Origin of the sequence: Nostoc flagelliforme FACHB-838, from assembly GCF_014698065.1 — a bacterium.
GTDB lineage: Bacteria > Cyanobacteriota > Cyanobacteriia > Cyanobacteriales > Nostocaceae > Nostoc > Nostoc flagelliforme_B.
This window is the reverse complement of sequence record NZ_JACJSI010000013.1, coordinates 22,662-45,163: the sequence shown is the minus strand read 5'-3', so window position 1 is coordinate 45,163 and position 22,502 is coordinate 22,662. Positions and strand designations below refer to the sequence as shown.

Below are 22,502 nucleotides of genomic sequence, written 5' to 3'. Positions count from 1 at the left end.
ATTGGCTAAGAAAGTTCATTTATAAAGGTTGCGATCGCTGCTACAAACTCAGCAGTGGATTCATAGGGTAAAACATTACGCCCATTTATTTTTATACCTCGACCTTGAGGCAAACAAGCGAGGTAGTGAGCCAAGCGTTCATCTGGTGTTTCTTTTCTATTGTCTTGGCTAATACTCGATGCAGTTTCTCCCACAACGGCTAATGTTGGTTGCCCAATAGAGGCTATATAACTAGTATAATCCTGTCGCCAAAACCCTGCTAAAAAAGAAAACACTGCATGGCGGCTAGCAAGATTTTCTGCACCTGCAACCAGTGTATTCAACCACTCTGCATCCACACTATTGTCAGAAGCAAAGAGTTGACGAGTCGAGAAAGAACGTAAAAATTTTGGAGTGCGTGCATAGCGATAAAAAGCACTGCCAAAAGGCGAATCAAACAGATTCCAAAGGACTTTTCGCCGCCATTCTGGTGATTTATTTGTCATCAAAGCCCACGCTGGAGGCCCAGAAAGTACAAGTCCGGCAATTAAATTTGATTCCTTTTGAACTAATTGAACAGCAACTGGCAATAAAGCACCTTGTACAACTATAATGACAGGCTTTCGTACTACTGTTTGTAAAAAGTACTGTAATTGTTCTGCCCAATTATCAGGAGTGTAAGCGACATGAGGCATATCACTTTCGCCACATCCTAATAAATCAGAGTTGTAAATTGGATTACGCTGACCTGCATCATACCATTGGCGACAAAATCGTTGCCAAAATTGCCGCGACAATCCTACGCCAATCGGATGAATTAACAGTAAGGGAACGCCTTCATGCGTTGTATCAATTGGTTGATGAACTTCGTAGGCGCAACGATAATTCTGCCAACTATAAAACTGGCTAGGAGATGCTGTCAAATTGATTGTGTTAGCTACAGCAGATGGTTGCATAATTCCTAGTTGTTAGTACTTGCTAAAAAATTATCTGTGGATGAATCAACTGATATCCAGCTTCTTTAAGTTTTTCATTCGATACCCAAGCATTATATGGGCGGGTACTCTTGACAGCAGTATCCCATTTAACTTTGGGTAACTTATGTTTTTCAAATAAGCTATCTAACAAGTCTCGGCTAGTGAGATGTGCATCATCGACTAGATTGTAAATCCCTTGCAAACGATGTTCACGGGCAAATTCTATCGCACCAACAATATCATCTAGATGAATCCAATTTGTGATATCCTCGCCATTACCTGGATTGGTTGCACCAGAATATCTACTAAATATTTTCAGCAGTTCCCTGCCAGTTCCATAAATTCCTCCTAAGCGGAAGATACAAACCCGAAGATTTTCGCTAGATGCTGATAGCAACACATCCTCTGTTTTTCGGAGAATTTGTGCATTTAAATTAGCGGGTGCAAGCGGTGTTTCTTCATCTACCCATACACCATTTCTGTCACCATACACTGAATAACTACCTGTGTATATTAATTGCTTGACGCTCTTAATCTGCTGCAAGGTTGAAACTAAAGTTTGAGCAGTTTGTAGATAAGTTTCTTCATAAACTTCCCTATTTTTTGCAGCAACACTCAAAAGTACAACATCTTGATTTTGCAAAACTGATTTTAGACTATCTAGGTCATTACCACAAGTAACTACAACTTTTTGGGATACTGATTGTAGTGCAAGAACACGCTCAGGGGAAGTTGTGGTTACACTGACAACAAAATTCATCTTTTGCTGCCAATATTGAGCGACCTTATAACCAACATAACCACAACCAATGATTGCAACGTTCATGACAAATTAGACACTAATAAATTAAACTACTTATTAAGAGAATATTCTCAGTTAAGAGACTGGACGTAAACAAATTTAACAGCCCAGAGCTAACAGTCAATAGTTAATATGACAAAGAATTTTACCCAATGACTATTTTGCTAATTCTTTGTCAATTATGGCAATAATCTCTGGTGAATTTGGCTGGACACTACTATTAAATCGAGCTACCACTTCACCTTGCTTATTAACTAAAAATTTTTCCAAGTTCCAAGCAACAGTTCCCGTTGGTTCAACAGCTTTGGTAAGTCGCTCATAAAGTGGATGCTGCTGTGAGCCTTTAGCATGAATTTTATCAAATAATTCAAAGGTAACACCATATTTGCTCGTGCAGAATTGCACAATTTCTTCATTGCTTCCTGGTTCCTGCGCTCCAAAATCGTTACAAGGAAACCCTAAAATACGTAACCCTGTTTCTCCATACTTCTGGTTCAATTTTTCTAGCCCCTCGTATTGAGAAGTATACCCACAGAAGGAAGCCACATTTACAATTAATAGTACCTTTCCGGTGTAGTCATTTAATTGCTTATCTTCACCGTTGATTGTCTTGACTGCAATATCTGAAATTGTGTTACTCATCTTAAATCTAGTTTATAGGGAATATTGCCAAGTCTCGCATATTACAGGTACTCTAAACCCAGTTTCTTTCAGGAAATTAGCTTTGTTAATGATTGGTGTTGAATCGGCTAGGCTATGTGTAACCACAAGCCAGTAGGCGGAGCCTCTTTGCCTTTGCAACTGGCGCACCCGATCAATTAGCATCTGAGTTTACACTTAATCTTGGATAAATAGTCCGATAAATACGCTATCTCAGGATAATGATTGCAAATCTGCGTTGCTCTTGATACAAATATTGGTGCAGAGATGAATTAACGTATTTCTAAAGTAACAAACAATTAACTTTTTATATCAAAAATTAATAATATCCAGAATTATCCTATCCTGGCATCGGAAAATACTTAGCTATAAAGGATGTAGTTGCTTGAACTATTGGCTCAGGAGCTATCTTTCATAATAAAAGCTGAAAAGTGTATTCAGCGATACAGTTTTTTAGTTTAAGTAAATAGAAAATCAATCAAATTTATTTGTTGAGGTATGGGAACACTACCGCCAGCACACAATTTAGGGCTAGCAACTCTGGGAACAATGATTTTGTGGTTTGGTTGGTATGGGTTCAACCCTGGTTCAACCCTCAGCACTGGTAATACAGGATTGATTGGTTTGGTGACAGTTAACACCACACTGTCCGCCGGAGCCGGGGCACTCTCGGCGCTAATTTTTCAATATATTCGTAGAGGTAAGTGGGATTTAGTTTATTCTCTCAATGGTTCGCTAGCAGGATTAGTGGCAATTACAGCTCCTTGCGCCTACGTTTTACCTTGGGCTTCGGTTTTGATTGGGTTAACGGGTGGTATTTTGTTTACTCTGGGAGTGGATTTAATTGAGTCACTCCACATTGATGACCCGGTGGGGGCATTTGCTGTACACGGTATCAATGGCATGATGGGTACTTTATCCGTTTTTTTAGGTCAAGCAGAGCTGACCCTTAACAAAAAAGCAGGATTATTTTTAGGTGGCGGCTTTGATTTATTAGGTATACAAATTTTAGGCATAGTAGCGATCGCAGTTTTCACCGTCGCCTTTAGCTTTTTGATGTTCGGTGGTCTAAAAGCACTTGGACATCTACGTGTTGATCCTCAAGGCGATCGCATAGGTATTGATGCTTACGAACACGGTGCGTCAGTATGGCCTGATGTTTATCCGATTGATCAATTTATGCAAAAAGAAGACAAAAACCGCCCTAACACTTCTGGAACTGACACCCTTGATAGCGAATAGAGCCAACAATGACGCTTTTAGCTGAAAAAAGCGATTTTACGCTAACCATAATACATATTTCACTGATTCTTTGCCTCTTACTACCGGATTTTTTATTGACATTTCATTTTAGGAAATTTCCCCGCCGAAAATTATTTTTGAAAGATTAAAGATTGAGTGAAGAAGACTTGACTATTTTATAAATTAGATCATAAATTTCTTACGAAGAGCTACAAAAAACATTTACAGATGTGCAATAGTTTCTTAAACTCCTATTAAGGTTATTTGAGTTTATGGTTTTTAAACAAGTGGTCTAAAGGAAAAATATCAAAAACCACAGGTTATAACTTCTGACGCTACTTTTCCCTCGTTTAAGGATAGTTTGGAGGATGACACTCAAATTCATGTACAAACAAAAATTGAAAACAAAAAAGAGGCATCTTTCTGCAAAAAATTCTCCGATAAACTCACAATTCAACTCCAAAGTCAAGCTATTTAATCTGATTAAGCGACTCTCTCCCAGTTGGCAAGCTTGTTTACCTATAGCTTGTCTGATTGTGTTGGGTTGGGGTTATGCCGCAGTTGCCCAAACTCCAGCCGCAGGTCCAACGACAGCAGAACTAAAAGTTGCTCTTGACACCTTATGGGTTGCGATCGCAGCGTTTTTAGTGTTCTTCATGAACGCTGGTTTTTGTATGTTAGAAACTGGCTTCTGTCGTCAAAAAAATGCTGTCAATGTTCTTTCCAAAAACTTGATTGTATTTGCTCTGTCTACCATTGCCTTTTGGGCCATCGGTTTTGCCTTAATGTTCGGTGATGGCAACGACTTCATTGGATTGAATGGGTTTTTCTTAGGGGGAGCAGATAACAGCCCCGCCACAGGAGACGCTTATAAAGGTATCTTCGGTGCTATGAATTGGGCCGGTGTACCTTTAGCAGCTAAGTTTTTATTCCAGCTAGTGTTTGCTGGAACAGCAGCAACAATCGTTTCTGGTGCAGTAGCCGAACGAATTAAGTTTGTTGACTTCCTAATTTTCAGCCTCTTACTTGTAGGTATTGCTTATCCCATTACCGGACACTGGATTTGGGGTGGTGGTTGGCTAGCAGACAGAGGCTTTTGGGATTTTGCCGGTTCTACGGTAATTCACTCTGTAGGCGGCTGGTCAGCTTTGATGGGAGCAGCATTTCTTGGGCCCCGTCTTGGTAAATATCAAGACAAGCAAGTCGTTGCTATGCCAGGTCACAACATGAGTATTGCCACTTTAGGCTGTTTGATCCTTTGGTTGGGCTGGTTTGGTTTCAACCCCGGTTCTGTAATGGCTGCCGATCCTGGTGCAATCAGTCATATTGCTGTAACCACTAACATGGCTGCTGCTGCCGGTGGAATTGCCGCCACCTTTACAGCTTGGTTGTACTTAGGTAAACCAGACCTATCAATGATTATCAATGGTATTTTGGCTGGCTTGGTTGGTATTACAGCGTCTTGTGCTTACGTAGGTATCGCTAGTTCTTTAGTAATTGGCTTCATTGCTGGAGTACTGGTGGTTTTCTCTGTAACATTCTTTGACAAACTTGGCATTGATGACCCAGTGGGAGCTACCTCAGTTCACCTAGTTTGTGGCATCTGGGGGACTCTAGCAGTGGGTCTATGGTCTGTTGGCCCTGGTGTTTATTCCTGGTATGCACTTGGCCCAGAAAAAGGTTTATTTGCAGGTGGTGGTCTTGGGCAGTTTGGTGTTCAGTTACTGGGCGTTGCTACAGTAGGTGGCTTCACTGTTTTACTCAGTAGTATTTTTTGGCTGGTACTGAAAGCTACTTTAGGTATCAGAGTATCCAAAGAAGAGGAACTAGAAGGTTTGGATATCGGTGAACACGGTATGGAAGCCTACAGTGGATTTCTTAAAGAAGGTGATGCGACTGGATTTTCTGGAGAACCTGGCTCAATTGGAAGATTTTAGGGTAAATATTCTTTTGGTTTTTCCTCTAGTATTTTGTCAACCTAGCTTTGCGGGTTTGTATGTAAGCGCAAAGTGCTTACATACGAACTTACTTACCCATCCAATACTTTTCGGTTAAAGGAGAAAGGGGAAAGGGAAAGGTAAATTTAAACCCTTTCCCTTTCCCCTTTAACCTTTCCCCAGACCAAAAGAGAGATTATTGGGTTTATCCAAAAAGTATTGGGTAGGGGCTTACAGATGTACGACCCTACTTAGACAAATATAACGACGAAATGTAACAGTAATATTGCGAGTATTGCCCGAATAATGCCACTATGTATCTGCGTGATCTTAAAGTGAAAACTTAAATTTCAGCAAAACTTATTTTACCTTGTGAAAATTGTATGGTTAAAGGATTGAGGTTTAGTATGCTGCTATTGGTAGCTATGGGGAATCTGGCCTGGTCATTGAGTGCCAAAGCAAATTTTAACGGGAAACTCACCGTAGAAATTGATGGCTTGAAGAATAAACAAGGACAAGTCTGTGCCAGTATATTTGCTAACAGTGAAGGATTTCCTAGCGATCGCAATCGCGGCTTACAAAAGCAGTGTACCAAGATTACTGATACTCCCTTACCCATTACCTTTGAAAACTTGAAAGCAGGCAGTTATGCCGTTGCTGTCTTCCACGATCAAAATAATGACAGCACTCTCAATAGCAATATTTTTGGTATACCAAGCGAAGGCTTTGGATTTTCCAGCAACCCAGAAATTCTCGCAAGAGCGCCCAAATTTAGCGAAGCAGCATTCTTGGTCGCCGGCCCAGATACCAATATCCAAATCCAGCTAAAATATTTTTAGGATGGCCGGAGATTTTAACTTGTTACAGTACGCAAATTAGGTTTCAAAGTTAGATATAAAGCCTATTTTACTTGTGACTCTGCCAATTTTGAATTGAAGGAAAAATCTAAAATCGAATAACTACTTATAATCTATTGTTCTGAATCGTTGTGCGAATCCTCCGGTAGATTCTCTTGTTCGGGCAAGCCACGCATTCGATTCATCTGAGTTAAAGCATATCGTGCCGTTGCTTGCACTTCGGCATCTGGGTCTTCTAGCGCATGACGCAACATCTGGCTCATTTGACCCATCATGTCATAAACACGCGTTAGGTCACGGATGGCATTTTGCCGCACTTGTGGATTTTCATCTTGGATTGAAATTGCTAGAGCACGGTTCATCGGTTTGAGTGTGCGTGTGCCAATTTCTGCCAAAGCCGCCAAAATTAAACTACTTTCTTGAGAGTCAGCATCAATTATCAGGTCAACCAGATGTTGAATTGCCCGCGAATCTCCCTGCTGGCCCAAATCCCAAATAGCCTTGCGCCGCTTCGTTGGGTCAGAACTACGTAAGTCTTGAATTAATTCATCAACAATATTGAGTTTAACAAGACGGGAAGTTTTTTCTGGTAGCAATAACTGTGTAGACAGCGATGGTACATCTGTTTGTGGATTAGTTGTTATCTCTGATAAGGGTAGTCTAATTGAGTCTGTGCTAACTTCATTCAAAACTTTATTCTCTAATATTTCGGACTTTTGAACTTGTTTGACCTGACGAAACCACCTCAGCGCGTAAGAAAGTGCGCCCATGCTTCCTAAAACTCCAATGCCAAATATTAACCACCAAACAAAACTTCTCTCGGCTGGCTGGGGTTTTGCAGTTGGTATGGAAGTCAAGGCAGGAAATGGAACTTTTGGAGCGGTGACTATCTGATTTTTAGTAGCCAAATCTGCTTGCAATCTCCCCCTAGTCTCCTGACCGGTAATACCATCTACTTTTAAACCTTTTGCTTTCTGGAATTTAGATACAGCGATTTCTGTACTAGCGTTGTACTCTCCATTTACCACGCCACTGTAATATCCCAACTGCTTTAATTGGATTTGTAGCCTCTTCACATCTGAGTTTCGGCTACCATATCTCAAAGTAGCTGGACTAGCAGTAACTGTCGAACTAGCTTGTGCAAGTTCTAAAATTTTCGGTGCTAGGTTAGGTGTAGCTGTGCTTGCGCGATTTGGGACAAAACCCAGGCAAGAAAAACAGGTAAATATTAAAATTGAGGAGCGGCATAGCCTCATATTAAAAGTTTCAGCCTGAACGTGGTTTTAAAGTATTCGATACCACAATAACTTCTTAGATGACCAAATGTTAACTGTGATTTTTTTTATTAGGGTTGGGCATTAAGCATGGGTTATTCTCGTTGTCCCCTTGTCTCCCTCATCTCCCTCTAGTTAGGGTAAAATTTTTGGTTCAGATTCTCTAACTGCTAAGGTGATGGGGTTTAATTTTTTAGCAGAAGCTTCTAAAACTGGTTGCTGTATATTAGCTATTTCGCCGACTGTCATTGTGTCGTTTTGTCCTGCTAAAGTATCACGTTGGTTAATGAGATAGATGCTAATTAAAGTTAGAAAGACACCTACCCACTGCAACGGACTGAGGACTTCTGAGAGGAAAAGATTGCCGAATATTAGGGCAAATACGGGTGTGAGGAAGGTGAGGGAACTAAGACTTGTGAGACTGCCACTAGAGGCAAAGTAGAAGAATAACCCATAAGCGATCGCACTACCAAACACGGTAGCATAGCCCAAAGCCACTAAATCAGAGCCTCCTAAATTCTCCCACTGCTGGGATTCAACAACTGATGAAATTCCCCATAGTGGCAATCCACCTAAAATCATGTGCCATCCCGTAGCAGTTACGGGGTCAGCATACCGACATACAAATCGTATTAACACCGTTCCCACTGCCATTGATAGTGCTGCTAAGAGCATCAACCACTCGCCACTAGCAAACAAATCTTGCCAGTTGCCAATTGTCATATTTACGCCTGAGTCGAGAAAATGTAAAATCCACTCATCAGGTAAGCCAATTAAACTAATGCCTATGACTCCCAAGCCTAGCCCCAGCCATCCCCAAAAGCCGATGTGTTCTTGAAACAGCCACAACGACAACAAGGCAACAGCCAAGGGTTGCGAGTCAATCATTACAGACCCTAACCCCGCACTGGTTCTGACTAATCCCTCTGCCAAAAAGCCTTGAAACAGCGTCCCATCTACTAGGCCAAATAAAGCAATCCACAGCCACGCAGCCCAACCCTTCGGCTGGGGTTTATCCATGAATGCTGCTGCAATCAGAATTAACATCCCTGCTGGTATCAGACGCACCCCCGCCATGAATAGCGGTGTGGTGTGGGGTATTACTCCTTTCATGGCTACCATTGCCGTCCCCCATAAGAAAAAGGGGGCAATTAACAAAAGAGGGGCGAACGGAAGTTGAGATGCACTGAGTTTCAGTTGCATGGGTTTGCTGATGCCTTTGTTTAACAAGCGCAAAAATTGCTTTACCCAATTTTACCGAATTATGTAGTTTTGTGATCACCTCTGGCGGGTGCTTTGCACCATCGCGTAATCTCTTGGAGACAAAGAATTAATACTCAGATGTAGCTAAAGTTACCGAAGAAGAATTCAGAACTCAGGAGGCAGAATGCAGAATGGATTTTGCGCGACTGGATGTATGAGGGAGGTTTAGAGCAAGCGATTTTTAACGCGGTGATATTAAGGACTTCCAAAAAACAAATTATCCAAAATTATTCGTATATTTGTAGCAAGGACTTGCGCCCCTACAAATATACGCGAACGCGGAGCGTCGCGCAGGGATGGGATGTTTTTTTACAGGAAGTCCCTTAACCGAAAATGCCTTCGCCTTGACTTGAGTGCTGGGGTATTCTGACCGAAAAAGTGGTGCAATGAGCAACGCTGTGCCCATACCAACGTACTTGCATCATTAATAAAGTAACACGGCATCAGTTTTATTCCGTGCAGAAAACTGATTAACTGAGTCTACTTTATTGAAATATTATATAAGGATATCTAAGTTTTCCCGGCTTAGATATCCAAGAGCAACATAACCTATATTAAATAGATTTATACATCTATTCTAATTACTAGTTTTTCTTTTTAAATGCTTCTTGAGGCAGTTTATAAGTTAGTACTTAAGTAGGATGCCAAAATTAGATAAAAGGTTTATTTAATTTTAAAAAAAATATATATAGATAAAAATTATTGTTTTGTAATGGTTTTTTTTGTTATTAAGTATACTTCCTAAATAAAATCATGTGATTTTTACCTAAATTTTTTAGATTGAGCCTAGTTCGTAAAGCTGATGAATTCTCTTTCACAAGGTGGAATACAAATCATGTATACGTGCGTTATCATAGGTACTTCCAAAAAATTATCGCAAATTATTTGTACATTTTTAGAGGTCAAGACCTTGTGCCCCTAATATAAAATTTTTTTCGCTCACTGGAAGTCGCCTACGTTAACGCACCCTACTTTCTAAGACAATTTAGCAGCGCTAGACTTTTCTAAAGTCGCTACTAATTTCACTCCAAATTCTTCCTCAAACACTCCTTTCTTATAATCTAAGCTCCAAAGTTCTAAAGCACAATCATCATTAATCTGAGATGGAAAAATCAGCAGATTTACCTGCCTAAATTGGTGATAATACTCACATTCCACAAGAGCGATCGCACCAATTTGTCGTCTATCTAATGCCACTGCCAATCTTAAAATTGCACTCAATTGACTGATCATTTGTCGCTGGTGCTTAGTCAGCAACGTCTGGGAATTTTCATGTTTTTTCTTAGGCGGCGATTTGCGATGATAACGCGCTAAATTGGCAATGATTTCAATCTCGGTTTCTGTATAACCGAGTAATTCTCCATTGCGAATTAAATAGTATGAGTGTTTGTGGTGAGATGAATGGCTGACATAATGACCGCAATTGTGTAATATTGCAGCGGCCCACAGTAGTTGTCGCTCGTCAGATCCCCAGTGGTGTAATGTACCTTGAGTTTGATCAAACAAACTCTCAGCAAATTTGGCGACGCGATCGCTATATTCTAAGTTGACATGGTATTTATTAGCGAGCTTGAGAACATTCCGCTCCCGAACTGAACTTTGGTAGCGCAGCTTATCTTCAATTAAACCATGAGTTAGCATCCAGTCTACGATTACGCCTTCCCGCAGAGAACGCTCACAAACTGTTACCGATTCACTGCCCAAAAGCGTCATCGCTTCCTGTAATATTACCGCCCCGGCAAGTATAACTTCAGGGCGCTTCTCTGGCATCCCAGGTATGGCAGCCCTTTCTGAATTACTCAATTTCCGCAAGCGATTTACTAAGTCTCGTAAGTCTTTAAGATTAAGCTGGTAGCCATTGAGAGTGGAAGGAATCATACCCGATTTTTCTCGTGCATGAATCATTGCCAGGGTTTCAATTGTGCCAGACGTACCCACCAAACGCGGAGACTCGCCAACCTCTAGGTTTGCTAACAATTCTTCTACAGAACGTTCTAACATCCCGCGTGTATAAGCTTGCAAGTTTTGAAACTCGGTATTGCTGATGGGATCAGTAGTGATTAACTCACTAGTCAGTCGCACTGCACCGACTTTAGTACTGGTGAGAATACGTGCTTGATGACTATCACCCAAAACCAATTCTGTGGAACCACCGCCAATATCAATAATGGTATGGGGTTGGTTATTAAATTCCATGCCCGACAGCACGCCAAGATAGATTCGTCGCGCTTCTTCTTGACCAGAAATTAAGTCAACGCTTAAACCCAACTCCGTCTCTATTTTGTGCAAAAAATCTTTACCGTTAGGGGCTTCCCGCACAGCACTAGTTGCCACGGCAATGATTGTTTCAGCATTGATAGTTTTGGCAACTTCTTGGAAGCGTCCTAAAGCTGCGATCGCTTTTTTAATTATCTCTGGTTTGAGTTCCCCTGTAGTCAAATTGCGATCGCCAAGTCTGACAGTTTCTTTTTCCTTAGCAATAATGCTGAAAGCTGGTAGTGTGGGATCAATTTTCACTACTACCATGTGTAGAGAATTTGTTCCCAGATCAATGGCAGCAATAATCCGATGTTGCTTAGGTGGTTGAGTTGGAACACTCTCCCAGCTAGCCGAAGCTACTGAATTCAGCATCTAGTTTTCTCTCTTTATAAGAAATGATGGCAAACGGTGGTATGTCGGGGTAGCTGGCACTGATATTTATTGCAACACACTTGCTCAGATTGAGCGCTGTTAGCGGTAGCGGGGCGTTTAGCCCGTATTGAGTATCAAATTAATTAAAATACTCAATATTTAAAACTCAGTTTGGCCGAGGGCAACTGAGCTAAGTATATTCACTCTACTGCTTCTAACCTAGTGACTATTTAAAGGTATTTTAAAGTTGCCACTTTGGGTTATGTTTTTACAAATAACAAATAACGTTATTCTATAGATGTAAAGATGTGTGAACTAGGGAATAGGGCATAGGGCATAGGAGCAAAAAAGCGGAAAAATAATTAATTCCCAATGCCCCATACCCAATGTCCCATGCCCAATGCCCCATGCCAAATCCTATGTTAACAACGCCAAAACACCCCCAAGAACCAGTTTTGTTTGTAATTATCCGGCTTTTGCGCTGGCATAAACCAGAAGGACGGTTAATTTTAATGATTCCTGCCCTTTGGGCTGTGTTTTTAGCAGCTTCTGGGAAACCGCCTTTACCTCTGGTTGGTGTGATTATATTGGGAACTCTAGCCACGAGTGCCGTTGGGTGTGTTGTTAATGATTTGTGGGATCGAGATATTGATCCACAAGTAGAGAGAACACGCGATCGCCCCCTCGCTTCTCGTGCTTTATCTGTGACAGTTGGGATTGTAGTCGCTATAATCTCGCTAGTATGTGCAGCTGTTCTTGCTTTTTATCTTAACCCTCTGAGTTTCTGGTTATGCGTAGCAGCAGTGCCTGTAATTCTGTTGTATCCAGGTGCAAAGCGCGTATTCCCTGTACCACAACTGGTGCTTTCCATCGCTTGGGGTTTTGGGGTATTGATTAGCTGGAGTGCAGTCACACAAAACATCTCCCAACCCACTTGGTTACTTTGGGGCGCAACTGTATTGTGGACATTAGGATTTGATACAGTTTACGCTATGAGCGACAAGGAAGACGATCGCCGCATTGGTGTTAATTCTAGCGCTCTATTTTTTGGCAATTATACCCCTGTAGCTATAGGAATTTTCTTTGCTGGCACAATCTTGTTATTGGCTTGGTTAGGCGTAATCATAAATCTGCACTTAGCTTTCTGGATTAGTCTTGCAGTTGCTATTGTCGGCTGGGTTTGGCAGTCTCTACGATTAAGAAAGCAAGATTTACCTAACCCTGTATATGGTCAAATGTTCCGGCAAAACGTGTGGATTGGTTTTATTTTACTTGCTGGGATGATTGCTGGATCTTTTTAACAAGTAATCTATAAAATTCCCTTGAAAAAATAAATATTTGTGAGTTTTTGTATGGGTAGATTCTCTGATTGGTTTAATCCATTACTTCAGCATCTGCGTACTTGGGTAGCAATAGGTCTGCTATTTTTGGTTATCACCTGGTCATTCCCTGCACAAGCTACCAGCACTATTGATCCGCAGTTAGAACAGCAAGTATTACAAATTATCCGAGAACACCCAGAGGCAATTATTGAATCTGTTCAAGCCTATCAGCAGCAACAACAACAGCAAGTAAAGCAAGCACGGCAAGCATTTTTACAAGATTTAAAAACGAATCCTCAAATAGTCATTGATGAGTCTCCTACTACAGGTTCAACTCAATCGAAAACTGTCCTAATAGAATTTTCAGACTTTCAATGTCCCTATTGTGCTGAGGCGCATAAAACATTGAAAGAACTGTTAGCAAATTATCCTGATAAACTAAGGTTGGTTTACAAAAATTTCCCGCTGAGTTCAATTCATGTTGAAGCATTGCCATCTGCAAAAGCAGCTTGGGCTGCACATCAACAGGAAAAATTTTGGGAATATCATGATGCTCTATTTACTAATCAAAAACAACTAGGTGAAGTGTTATATTCAGATATTGCTAAAAAGCTGAATTTGGATTTGGGTAAATTTAAACGCGACCTTACTCTTGCTACTCCCGCAATTACAAAAGATATTCAACTAGCTGAAAAATTGGCTGTTGCTGGCACACCTTTTTTTATAATTAATAGTCCAACTTTTTCAGGAGTGGTGCAGCTAGCAGACATCAAAAGCATATTAGCTGATGCTAAATGAGAAAGAGTCAGAAGACAGAATTCCGAATAAGACGTTCTTTGCGATAAGCTGCGCGTAACTTGATTTTCCACAGGATTACGCGAACTTGCTAATTTTTTTGAATTCCTTGTTGATGCTGTAAATATTTCTTCTGTAATTCCTCTGGAATGGGGATAAGGCGATTATTTTGCAAACTGACAAAACCCCCCTTTTGATTAGCTACTGCTGCCAACTTATTGTTAGATAAAATTTCCGCTTGTACAGTCCACTTCAACCGTCCTATATTACCTAGCCATAAACGTCCAATTACTTTGTCAATAATTTTTATCGGGCGTTTATATTCAATTTCAGTTCCAGCTAGAACAGGTGCATATCCTTGCTCAATTTGCTGATTGAGTTGCCAATGTTCATCTAAAAACTTTAAACGTAAATCTTCTAGCCACCTGATATACACAATATTACTCACAATTCCCATAAAGTCAATGTCGTATGTTCTTACAGGAATTTCTAATACTACTTCTAATGGTCTGTGCAAATTGTTATTTACTAGCATTATTCCTCTTTGTAATTTTAAAACCAATCGGTCTGTAAAATTATAAAAAATTTTACTTTTCTCAAGCAAGTATGGATAATTATTAATTGCCTAATAATCCATTACCCACAAAAACTTCAAACTTCTACTTTGTAGTTTAAGATTAACTCGTCGCCAGGTAAACCTCTAATACCCCAGTTAGATTTAGGGGTTTCAAAAATTGTGATTTCAATATCATCCACAGGAATATTAAACTTTCTATTAATATTCTTAATTAAGAGGCGAATCAACTCTTTTTTCGTTTCGACTGAGCGTCCATCAAACATACTAATCTCGATAATCAGATAATTATCTGTTCTATCAGATGGATAGTAAAAATCTGATTTATCCAGTGGGAAAAAACGATGAAATCTTTTTTCAGGAGTAAGTTGTAAAACTTCTATGAGTGAGGTATGGATTATATTAGATAGCTCCATTTTAATAGGATTTAATTTGTCTGCTAAAGCATATACCTTGATTTGTACCATACACTTAAAGATGAGTTTCTAAGTATTGATTCAGATGATTAATTACCCTGTGCATATGAATTGAATCTCCATAAAGCTTGCTCATCATAATCGCTCCTTCCAGCGTTGCAATTATGATGGTAGCGATTTCATCAGCACTCACTTCAGGGCGAATTTCCCCCTTTTCAATTCCTGTTTCAATAATTCGGCGAATCAGATGCAGCCAAGAGTTCATTGCCTGTTGAGCGCGTTCTCGCAACGCCGGATGAGCATCATCACTCTCTACAGCAGTATTCAGTAGTGGACACCCCCCCTTGAAAGGTGGATTTTCTGCAAAGCTACTAAATACCCCAATGATTGCTTGCAAGCGTTGTACTGCGTGGCGTTTGCTTCGCAGTGCTAATCTAGTATGCTGCTTAATGCGAGCGATCGCAAAATCAAATGCCTGTAGTGCGAGATCATCTTTACTTTGGAAGTGATTGTAAATTCCTCCTTTCTGCAATCCAGTGACACGCATAATATCTGACATAGACGAGCCTGCATAACCCTGTTGGTTAAACAGTTCGGCTGCTTGGTAAAGAATTCTGCTTTTTGTTTCTTCGCCTTTGGACATTACAGCGATTTTTAGAGTAGAGATTGGTGTATTTAATAAAATATTACCGACCGAATAGTCTGATTTAATTAATCACGATAACTGCGTAAAAGTCAAGTATTTTTTAGCGCTGAGTTTTGAATCGAGTATCGGGCATCAGAAAAACTCCCCCCAGTCCCTAATCCCCAGCCCTCAAGTGTATCATCCAAACAATCGAGCAAGATACAGCACTAATACGCTGGACGTTTAATCATATTTACTATTAAAATACGGTAAGTGCATCGCCTTACCGTTTTTTATATATAAAACCGCAAAAAACCAGTTAGAAGTTGAGTTGAGCAAAGCAACTGACCTATAAGCAGCCATGAAAGCCTGTTTTAACTAAATACAAGTTGTGATGCTTCCAAAAACTTCTAGATAGGTTTTTAGTTGTCCAGCAATTCTCTGCCCTAATTTTAACTAGATAGCTTTTGTGTAACTCATTCCTTGAGAAACACAATAACTTGCTATGACTAACTCTGTCTACTACTGGGCTATAGTTCGGCTGAGTTGCTGCTGTTTAGCAGTGAAGCTTTAGCTGGCTTTCAGTTCAATCTGATTGTACTTGAAACCCCTGAGGAGTATGCACTATTTATTACTACCGTTCTTAAGCTTTTTTGTTGGCATCATCGTTGGTTTAACCGGAATTGGCGGAGCTTCTCTGATTACACCAATGTTGATTTTTGTTTTTCAGGTTCCGCCTTCCATCGCTGTAAGTTCTGATGTTGTGGCTGCCACATTAATGAAAATTGTTGGTAGCGTCAAACATTGGGAACAGAAAACCCTTGACACAAAAGTTGTTAAATGGTTGGCATTTGGGAGTGTTCCAGGTTCACTGTTCGGCGTGGGAATTTTGCACTTCATTAAACGTACAGGTGAGTATAACCTAGATAACATCTTGCTCCGTTTGCTTGGTGGGATGATTTTGCTAGTGACAGTGTTAGCACTAGTGCAATTGTTGTTATTAACTTTTTTCCCAAAATTTAATTTACCTGAACTGCCAAAGTTAGATTTAGAAACTAACTTTGGTCGTTTGCTAACAATCACTTTAGGAGCAATTTTAGGCTGCTTCGTTGGTTTAACTAGCGTCTCTTCAGGTTCAATGTTTGCCTTAGTGCTGATTGGGTTTTTCCGCCTTGATGCGCGTAAGTTAGTGGGTACAGACATTTCACACGCAGCAATTTTACTGCTGTTTACAGCCCTTGGTCATCTCAGCCTGGGAACAGTTGATTGGAGTTTGGTATTGCCTATATGGTTAGGTTCTGTACCTGGGGTTTTACTAGGTGCTAAAATCTGCCAAGTCGCTCCCCAACGGCCACTAAGGTTTATTATTTACGCCATCTTAATGATGGTGAGTTGGAAATTAGTTCATCAGGTTTGACTGGACGAACACTAACAATTTAATTTTAGATTTCAGATTGGGATTTTCATCGTTCAATCTCAAATCCAGATTCAACATCAACATTAATTAACTTCTTACCCAAGGTAGTAGAGTGAATGTACCTCGTTCATACATAATGAACAATCCCAAGCCAATTAACACAAAAGGTACGGCAGCTTGACCGTAGCGACTCAAAATATCAGCAATGGTAGGTTGACGACTTAAAAAATAAGCGATCGCACACCAAACCCCTACCATGATAAAAAATATACTTAGAATTACTCCCAAGCTGGCAAGATCCTGACCAGCGAATAAAGGAATATATATACTAATATTGTCACCACCATTAGCGATCGTTACTGCTGCCACTTTATAAGTTTGGGGGTGCAAAACACTCAAAATAAAAGACAATACCGGGTTAGTCGGTGTATACTGCCTAAAATCACTACTTACTGTCTGAACTGTTGTAGTTTCTTCTTTTCTAGATACTAATTGTTGAATTCCAATTGCTATTGGTAGTAGTCCTAGCAATCCTATCCATTCTCGCTGTACAACCAAGCCACCAAAAAATCCTGGTAAGCTAGTGATGATAATGGCTGCAAAACCCAGATATTGACCGAGTAAGATATGCCGCCGCCGAAAATTAACATCTACCTGTGAAAAAAATATTAACAAGATAAAGATGTCATCTATGTTAGTGGCGATGAAGGCAATTATCCCTTCACTAAAGGCTGTCCCTAGCTTACTCATGCTGGATTTTCAGAATCTACGATTTACCACCATACCAAATTAACCTTCTGGCACAATTACAAAGATTTAAGCACAAAGGTTTTAAGTTCACAAATGTGAGTAGGTTGGGGTTGGGTTGAAGTTTAGTGTTACCCAACATCAAGCTAGCGGCTAGTTGTTTCTGTTTGATGATTTTGGTGAAAAATAATGCAAGTTATGATGAAATTAGCAAAAATCCTAGCAAAAAACTGAGTAAATTTTAAATTTATCACTGGTTTTGATGCAGCAATCAAGCTCAAAAATGTAGATTTTAACTTGAGGTTAAATTTAGCTCAATAATCGCTGCCAAGTTAGTTGTTGTGTCGCTTCGTCCCAATGCCAGCGTAATAAATTAGCGGGTTGATTTTTAGCAATTCCCGGTAAACCTATCGCTTGTCTAGGTGCATTGGTAGCTAGTAAAATGGCAGTCTCTACGTCACAAACTCCCCACTTCACCAAATTTTGCACTCCCACTAATAGGGATAAAGTCGTCCCCGATAAAGTACCGTCGGCGAGTCGTGCGGTACCGTTTTTAACTTCAATTTGCCGACTGTCCCAAGGATACACGCCATCGGGTAGCCCCAGTGGTGAAAGGGCATCGCTGACTAAAAAAAGACCTTTTTCTTGATAACTGGCGCGAAGTAAAATTTGCAGCATCGTGGGCGAAACGTGTTCACCATCAGCAATAAAACCACACATCACATCAGGATGGGTAATTGCTGCCCCTAATAATCCTGGTTCGCGGTGATGTAATGGTGGCATGGCGTTGAAAGCATGAGTTACCATCGTTGCACCGAGTTCAAAAGCAAGTTTTGCTTGGGCAACAGTGGCCTGAGAATGCCCTAAACTAACGGTAATTCCCAAAGAACGCAAATATGCAATTACTTCGCCAGTGGGATCTAACTCCGGCGCTAAGGTGATAACTTTTACGATCGCAGCATAATCACCCAAAACTCGCTTTACCTCGTCAACTGTTAAGGGTAACAAGTACTCTGCCGGGTGTGCGCCGCGCTTTTGGTAATTTAAAAATGGCCCTTCTAAATGCACTCCGAAAATCTTAGCACCTGCTTGTTGACTGGAGATAATATCAGCAATAACAGCAAGCGATCGCTGAATCTTTTCTACTGAAGTTGTCACAAGTGTCGGTAAAAATCCATCTACCCCGGCATCCCACAAAAATCGCCTTATTTTCTGGAGTATATAAGCATTTTCAGCCGTCAAATCAGGAAATGCCAAACCCAATGCACCGTTAATTTGCAAATCAACGCCGCCTAGAGAAATCCAGTCACCTCCTACATTTAGTAAGGATACACATCCGTGTATCCTTACCGTACCCATTGGCAATATTTGCTCAATTATGCCCTCTTGGTTAACCAAGAGCATCTGCAAATCTTTGTAACCAGGCACTCTAGCATTGATAATATCTACAGGATTTTGTGTTGCTTGGATCATCACACTGGTTAGGGAATAATTAAACCTGACCCGATTTTAGATGGAACAATCGGCAATTAATCCAAAATCCAAAATCGTTCTACGGCTTGACTGAGCGCTAGCCGAACGTCCGAACACTCACGACAAGCCCAAAATCCGAAATTCTATGGCTCCTTTAGTTGGTATTATCATGGGCAGCGATTCTGATTTGCCCATCATGAAAAATGCGATCGCAGTTTGTGAAGAATTTGGCATTGAAAGCGAAGTGGCGATCGTTTCTGCTCATCGTACCCCAGAACGCATGGTGCAATATGCTCAACTTGCACACCAACGCGGTATTAAAGTAATTATTGCTGGCGCGGGTGGTGCTGCCCATCTGCCGGGAATGGTAGCGTCTTTAACTCCACTTCCTGTCATTGGTGTTCCTGTACCCACCCGCAACTTACAAGGTGTTGATTCTTTGTATTCTATTTTACAAATGCCTGCGGGTATTCCTGTAGCAACAGTGGCGATCGGTAATGCCAAAAATGCCGGACTTCTAGCAGTACAAATCCTCGCAACTCATCAACCAGAATTGCTAGAAAAAGTGCAGCAATATCGCAAAACTTTATGTGAATCAGTAATTGCAAAGCAAGCAAAACTAGAAGAATTAGGCTATGAGCAATATTTACAGCAAATGCCTTAAGTAATTCGTAATCGGCTACGCTATAGCGGTTCTCAGCTAAATGCGGTGGAACATTATATCGAAAAGTGTAGGGGCACGGCATGCCGTGCCCCTACGAGTGGAGTGTACTATAACGTAATTCGTAATTAGTTAAGAAAGCGCATTTGCTTGTTAGGCGACTCCATTTGCTTGTTTAGCGATCGCATTTGCTTGTTAGGCGACTCCATTTGCTTGTTAGGCGACTCCATTTGCTTGTTCGGCGATCGCATTTGCTTGTTAGGCGACTCCATTTGCTTGTTTGGCGATCGCATTTGCTTGTTCGGCGACTCCATTTGCTTGTTAGGCGACTCCATTTGCTTGTTTGGCGACTTCCAGAAATTAAATTATTCAATTTTGGGAGCGAAGACGATCATTAGATTCTTCCTCCCCTGCTTCCCCTGCTTCCCCTGCTCCCCCTGCTCATCAAAGTTTTGTTGGAAGTCCCTAGCCGACTCCATTTGCTAGACAGACTTAACTGAAAAAGTCTAAGATTGAAGCGATCGCTCCAGAATCAATGCAGCATTCTGAAGTATCTTGATGCTGAGGCCTTAGTCAAAAATTTAGAGCTGCAATATCCATGTGCCAACTGCTCGGAATGAATTGCAATGTTCCAACGGATATTTGCTTTTCTTTTGAAGGGTTTTCTGCACGGGGAGGAAAAACGGATGATCATAACGATGGTTGGGGCATTGCTTTCTTTGAAGGAAAGGGATGTCGAATGTTTTTAGATGCCCAACCTTCTGTTGCTTCTCCGGTAGCGGAGTTTGTTCGGAGTTATCCCATCCACTCAACCCATGTCATAGCCCATATCCGTAAAGCTACTCAGGGTGAAGTTGCCCTACACAACTGCCATCCTTTCCGTAGAGAATTGTGGGGTCAGTATTGGGTGTTTGCCCACAATGGTAATTTGCCAGATTTTGATCCAGAAAATTTGGGCTTTTATCAAGCCGTAGGTGACACCGATAGTGAAAAGGCATTCTGTATGATGCTAGAAACACTGCGATCGCATTTTCCCCAAGGTAAGCCTGACATCAAGGAACTGTACTCTGTGCTGCAAGAAATTACTGCTGTAATTGCAAAACTGGGTATATTTAATTACTTATTATCAGATGGAGTCCACTTTTTTGCTTATTGCTCAACTAATCTCAGTTACATCGTCCGCCAAGCGCCCTTCGCAGCTGCCCATTTAATTGACCAAGATATGACCGTAGATTTTCGGGAGGTGACTACAGAACGCGATCGCGTTGCTGTCATTGCTACCACACCTCTAACTGACAACGAAGTTTGGACACAAATACAACCCGGAGAATTACTAGTTTTTCAGGATGGGCTGCCCCTGAAATATACATTCAGTTAAGAATAAGCAGTTACTAAATTTTTCCCATTTAGATAATTTCTAGATGGGTTTTGTTTTTTGAGAAAAGGCGATCGCTAATTAACCATTCCCTAGCAATTTGCTTGATCCATTAGGTAGCGAATTATGATGACAATTTGAGAGTTGAAAATAAAACAATTGTAATTCCTCATAAAACTGGTAGAATCACCATATTCTTGATAAAGAATGTGAGGTTTTTTGGTGTTTGCAACTACATAGATGGAATCATCCAGTATTATAAACACTATATAACTGTATTCCCATCAATTATTTGTAGATTTAGTGGAGGAAATGGAATGAGTTTGTGGCAACGCCTATTGAAAAGATTAGAAGCGATTGCTGAACATAGAACCAATCGGTTCAGACTGAATTCGCTCAAAGGCTTTGTATCACTCTTTTTGGTAGGAACTGTTTTGAGCGTGGCGCTTGCCGCCTGCTCCGGTGGAACTGGCAGTAATTCCTCCACAGAAGGTCCTAGTGCCAGCCCTGTAGCTGCAACTAAGAATAATGTTGAACTAACCCTGGTTTCTTTTGCTGTCACCAAAGCAGCTCACGAAGCCATCATTCCTAAGTTTGTAGAACAGTGGAAAAAAGACCATAACCAAACTGTCGTCTTTAGGCAAAGCTATGGCGGCTCTGGCTCCCAAACTCGTGCCGTTATCGATGGTTTGGAAGCAGATATTGTCCACCTGGCATTAGCTGGAGACACCCAAAAGATTGAGAAGGCTGGATTGATTCAACCAGGATGGGAGAAAGAAGTTCCCAACAATGGTATTGTCTCCAAATCTGTAGCGGCGTTAATAACTCGTTCAGGTAATCCTAAAGGTATTAAGACCTGGGAAGATTTGGCGAAAGATGATGTAAAAATGATTACTGCTGATCCAAAAACATCAGGCATTGCTCGCTGGAATTTCTTGGCACTTTGGAACTCTGTAATTAAAACTGGTGGTGATGAAGCTAAAGCTACAGAATTTGTCACTAAGGTTTACAATAATGTGCCAGTTTTAACTAAGGATGCGCGGGAAGCCACTGATGCATTTGCCAAGCAGGGTCAAGGGGATGTTTTAATTAACTACGAAAACGAAGTTATTCTGGCACAACAAAAAGGCGAAAAAGTTGATTATATTGTTCCCGATGTGAATATATCTATCGACAACCCGATCGCAGTGGTAGATAAAAATGTCGATAAACACGGAACCCGCGAAGTTGCTGAAGGATTTGTCAAATTCCTTTATACTCCAGAAGCACAAGAAGAGTTTGTAAAATTAGGATTCAGACCTGCAAATGAGGAAGTAGCCCAAACTAAAGCTGCTACAGATAAATTTCCCAAGGTGAAAACTTTGGGTACAGTTTCAGAATTCGGCGGTTGGGAAGCAATTGATCAGAAGTTTTTCACAGATGGGGGTGTATTTGACAAGATTCAAGCCCAAAAGAGACGGTAACTAAATAATTTG

At 40.8% G+C, this 22,502-nt stretch carries 20 protein-coding genes and 1 pseudogene; 9 read left to right on the top strand and 12 right to left on the bottom strand.

Annotated elements, in window-relative coordinates; genetic code table 11:
- Positions 1 to 5: 5 nt before the first annotated feature.
- The 3 genes from H6G97_RS09590 to H6G97_RS09580 form a co-directional block, all read right to left on the bottom strand.
- Positions 6 to 935, bottom strand: coding sequence for an alpha/beta fold hydrolase (locus tag H6G97_RS09590; protein ID WP_190940393.1), 930 nt, complete (start codon positions 933 to 935; stop codon positions 6 to 8).
- Between the two features lie 22 nt (positions 936 to 957).
- Positions 958 to 1,782: an SDR family oxidoreductase gene (locus tag H6G97_RS09585; protein WP_190940392.1), complete on the bottom strand. Its 825-nt coding sequence runs from the start codon at positions 1,780 to 1,782 to the stop codon at positions 958 to 960.
- A gap of 132 nt (positions 1,783 to 1,914) precedes the next feature.
- Positions 1,915 to 2,400 (bottom strand): glutathione peroxidase, encoded by a 486-nt coding sequence (locus H6G97_RS09580; protein ID WP_190940391.1) that lies wholly within the window; start codon positions 2,398 to 2,400, stop codon positions 1,915 to 1,917.
- A gap of 519 nt (positions 2,401 to 2,919) precedes the next feature.
- Here H6G97_RS09580 and H6G97_RS09575 point away from each other — a divergent pair.
- From H6G97_RS09575 to H6G97_RS09565, 3 genes and pseudogenes are all read left to right on the top strand, one after another.
- A pseudogene (locus H6G97_RS09575) lies at positions 2,920 to 3,660 on the top strand (ammonium transporter); the annotation flags it as partial.
- 383 nt (positions 3,661 to 4,043) lie between these two features.
- Complete coding sequence (locus tag H6G97_RS09570) at positions 4,044 to 5,597, top strand: ammonium transporter (protein WP_190940436.1); 1,554 nt, start codon at positions 4,044 to 4,046, stop codon at positions 5,595 to 5,597.
- Positions 5,598 to 5,980: 383 nt separating this feature from the next.
- A complete protein-coding gene (locus tag H6G97_RS09565) occupies positions 5,981 to 6,436 on the top strand; it encodes a DUF2141 domain-containing protein (protein ID WP_190940390.1) in 456 nt (151 codons plus the stop codon).
- A 131-nt stretch (positions 6,437 to 6,567) separates the two neighbouring features.
- Here H6G97_RS09565 and H6G97_RS09560 read toward each other — a convergent pair whose 3' ends face one another.
- The 3 genes from H6G97_RS09560 to H6G97_RS09550 all read right to left on the bottom strand — a co-directional run bounded on the left by H6G97_RS09560 (position 6,568) and on the right by H6G97_RS09550 (position 11,622).
- Positions 6,568 to 7,710, bottom strand: a complete 1,143-nt coding sequence (locus tag H6G97_RS09560) for a peptidoglycan-binding protein (RefSeq protein WP_190940389.1) — start codon at positions 7,708 to 7,710, stop codon at positions 6,568 to 6,570.
- A gap of 153 nt (positions 7,711 to 7,863) precedes the next feature.
- Positions 7,864 to 8,931, bottom strand: a complete 1,068-nt coding sequence (locus H6G97_RS09555; protein ID WP_190940388.1) for a DMT family transporter — start codon at positions 8,929 to 8,931, stop codon at positions 7,864 to 7,866.
- Positions 8,932 to 9,966: 1,035 nt separating this feature from the next.
- Positions 9,967 to 11,622 carry a Ppx/GppA phosphatase family protein gene (locus H6G97_RS09550; protein ID WP_190940387.1) on the bottom strand — a complete coding sequence of 552 codons (1,656 nt, stop codon included), beginning with the start codon at positions 11,620 to 11,622 and terminating at the stop codon, positions 9,967 to 9,969.
- A 419-nt stretch (positions 11,623 to 12,041) separates the two neighbouring features.
- Here H6G97_RS09550 and H6G97_RS09545 point away from each other — a divergent pair, with 419 nt between their 5' ends.
- Both H6G97_RS09545 and H6G97_RS09540 read left to right on the top strand, forming a co-directional pair.
- Positions 12,042 to 12,923 (top strand): 4-hydroxybenzoate solanesyltransferase, encoded by an 882-nt coding sequence (locus H6G97_RS09545; protein ID WP_190940435.1) that lies wholly within the window; start codon positions 12,042 to 12,044, stop codon positions 12,921 to 12,923.
- A 51-nt stretch (positions 12,924 to 12,974) separates the two neighbouring features.
- The gene (locus tag H6G97_RS09540; protein ID WP_190940386.1) at positions 12,975 to 13,742 is read left to right on the top strand and encodes a DsbA family protein; all 768 of its coding nucleotides are present in this window, start codon (positions 12,975 to 12,977) and stop codon (positions 13,740 to 13,742) included.
- A gap of 88 nt (positions 13,743 to 13,830) precedes the next feature.
- Here the strand turns inward: H6G97_RS09540 and H6G97_RS09535 are convergent, their stop codons facing one another.
- From H6G97_RS09535 to H6G97_RS09525, 3 genes are all read right to left on the bottom strand, one after another.
- Positions 13,831 to 14,274, bottom strand: a complete 444-nt coding sequence (locus H6G97_RS09535; RefSeq protein WP_190940385.1) for an acyl-CoA thioesterase — start codon at positions 14,272 to 14,274, stop codon at positions 13,831 to 13,833.
- A gap of 116 nt (positions 14,275 to 14,390) precedes the next feature.
- Positions 14,391 to 14,780 (bottom strand): tautomerase family protein, encoded by a 390-nt coding sequence (locus H6G97_RS09530; protein ID WP_190940384.1) that lies wholly within the window; start codon positions 14,778 to 14,780, stop codon positions 14,391 to 14,393.
- 4 nt (positions 14,781 to 14,784) lie between these two features.
- On the bottom strand, positions 14,785 to 15,372 hold the full coding sequence (locus H6G97_RS09525) for a TetR/AcrR family transcriptional regulator (RefSeq protein WP_190940383.1): 588 nt from the start codon (positions 15,370 to 15,372) through the stop codon (positions 14,785 to 14,787).
- 601 nt (positions 15,373 to 15,973) lie between these two features.
- Between H6G97_RS09525 and H6G97_RS09520 the strand changes: the two genes are divergently transcribed.
- The gene (locus H6G97_RS09520; RefSeq protein WP_190940382.1) at positions 15,974 to 16,771 is read left to right on the top strand and encodes a sulfite exporter TauE/SafE family protein; all 798 of its coding nucleotides are present in this window, start codon (positions 15,974 to 15,976) and stop codon (positions 16,769 to 16,771) included.
- A gap of 87 nt (positions 16,772 to 16,858) precedes the next feature.
- Here H6G97_RS09520 and H6G97_RS09515 read toward each other — a convergent pair whose 3' ends face one another.
- The gene (locus H6G97_RS09515) at positions 16,859 to 17,521 is read right to left on the bottom strand and encodes a cadmium resistance transporter (protein ID WP_190940381.1); all 663 of its coding nucleotides are present in this window, start codon (positions 17,519 to 17,521) and stop codon (positions 16,859 to 16,861) included.
- Between the two features lie 306 nt (positions 17,522 to 17,827).
- Positions 17,828 to 18,991, bottom strand: a complete 1,164-nt coding sequence (gene nagA / locus H6G97_RS09510; protein ID WP_190940380.1) for an N-acetylglucosamine-6-phosphate deacetylase — start codon at positions 18,989 to 18,991, stop codon at positions 17,828 to 17,830.
- A 145-nt stretch (positions 18,992 to 19,136) separates the two neighbouring features.
- On the opposite strand from nagA, the gene purE reads away from it, so the two are divergent.
- Positions 19,137 to 19,655 (top strand): 5-(carboxyamino)imidazole ribonucleotide mutase, encoded by a 519-nt coding sequence (gene purE, locus H6G97_RS09505; protein ID WP_190940379.1) that lies wholly within the window; start codon positions 19,137 to 19,139, stop codon positions 19,653 to 19,655.
- Between the two features lie 125 nt (positions 19,656 to 19,780).
- Here the strand turns inward: purE and H6G97_RS09500 are convergent, their stop codons facing one another.
- On the bottom strand, positions 19,781 to 19,987 hold the full coding sequence (locus H6G97_RS09500) for a hypothetical protein (protein ID WP_190940378.1): 207 nt from the start codon (positions 19,985 to 19,987) through the stop codon (positions 19,781 to 19,783).
- A 263-nt stretch (positions 19,988 to 20,250) separates the two neighbouring features.
- Between H6G97_RS09500 and H6G97_RS09495 the strand changes: the two genes are divergently transcribed.
- Both H6G97_RS09495 and H6G97_RS09490 read left to right on the top strand, forming a co-directional pair.
- A complete protein-coding gene (locus H6G97_RS09495) occupies positions 20,251 to 21,030 on the top strand; it encodes a class II glutamine amidotransferase (RefSeq protein WP_190940377.1) in 780 nt (259 codons plus the stop codon).
- A 314-nt stretch (positions 21,031 to 21,344) separates the two neighbouring features.
- Complete coding sequence (locus tag H6G97_RS09490; RefSeq protein WP_190940376.1) at positions 21,345 to 22,490, top strand: sulfate ABC transporter substrate-binding protein; 1,146 nt, start codon at positions 21,345 to 21,347, stop codon at positions 22,488 to 22,490.
- The last annotated feature ends 12 nt before the right edge of the window (positions 22,491 to 22,502 follow it).